This is a genomic window from Gordonia sp. NPDC058843 (genome assembly GCF_042743165.1).
Taxonomy (GTDB): Bacteria; Actinomycetota; Actinomycetes; order Mycobacteriales; family Mycobacteriaceae; genus Gordonia.
On sequence record NZ_JBHYNC010000098.1, the window covers coordinates 1 to 1104 of the forward strand.

At 63.3% G+C, this 1104-nt stretch carries 1 protein-coding gene; it reads left to right on the forward strand.

Features of this window, described 5'->3' with window-relative positions:
* Nucleotides 1–370 precede the first annotated feature (370 nt).
* The gene (locus ACFW3F_RS25560) at nucleotides 371–913 is read left to right on the forward strand and encodes a dihydrofolate reductase family protein (RefSeq protein ID WP_388062513.1); all 543 of its coding nucleotides are present in this window, start codon (nucleotides 371–373) and stop codon (nucleotides 911–913) included.
* Nucleotides 914–1104: the final 191 nt, after the last annotated feature.

Below are 1104 nucleotides of genomic sequence, written 5' to 3' on the forward strand. Positions count from 1 at the left end.
GTTGCGGCCTGATCCAAAAGAAGTGACGGCCCCCTTGCTCCCTAATCCGAAAGAACCGCATAACCCCTGGTCCCTGAGGTGCGAGGAGCGCAAGCGACGAGCCTCGAAGGGCCTGGCGAAACACGTTGCGAGCCCCTTCGTGGCTCGCTGCGCTCGCACCTCAGGGAGCATGGATCTCGGACCCTTACGAGTGTTCTTTCGTGGTCCACGACGGCCGCTAGGCCGCAGCTACTGAGGTGCGAGGAGCGAAGCGACGAGCCTCGAAGGGTCAACCGCCACAGTTCACAGGACATATCGACGCCGATGAGTTTCCCGGCGGAGTCGGGTCTGACATCGTGACGCTCACAGTGAAGAGATGAGAGGCAGTGCAATGGGAAAGATCCACGTCCACGAATTCATCACCCTCGACGGCAGCTACGAGGACCCGAGCTTCACGATGCCCTACGGATTCGCCGACGGGATGGGCGAGCTGCTCGGTTCTTTCATGTCCGATTGCAGGGGGATTCTGCTCGGACGCAATACCTTCGAGATGTTCGCCCCGGCCTGGTCGACCCGGACCGTCGACGACGATCCCGGCGCCCCGTTCTTCAACGACACCACCAAGTACGTCGTGTCGTCGACCCTCGACGAGGCGACCGCCTGGCAGAACTCGGAGATCATCGGTGCCTACGACGCCGCTCGGATCCGCGAGCTCAAGAAGGACAAGGATCTCTATATCAGTGGTAGCGGAACACTCGTGCGAGCACTGCTGCGCGACAAGCTGATCGACGAGCTGCACCTGCTGGTGTACCCGGTGGTCCTCGGCAGCGGTGCCCGCCTCTTCGACGGCCTGGACGATCTCCCGCTCACACTCGTCGGCACCGACGTCTTCGACAACGGCGTCGTGCACCTGTCGTACAGCTCGACCGACTGAGCTCGGCCCCTGCGAGCGGAGCGACGCCGGTTGTGCTCCCTGAGGTGTGAGCGGAGCACGCCGGTTGTGCTCCCTGAGGTGTGAGCGGAGCGACGCCGGTTGTGCTCCCTGAGGTGCGAGCGAAGCGAGCCACGAAGGGTCTCGCAACGTGTCTCACCAGGCCCTTCGAGGCTCGTCGCTTGCGCTCCTGT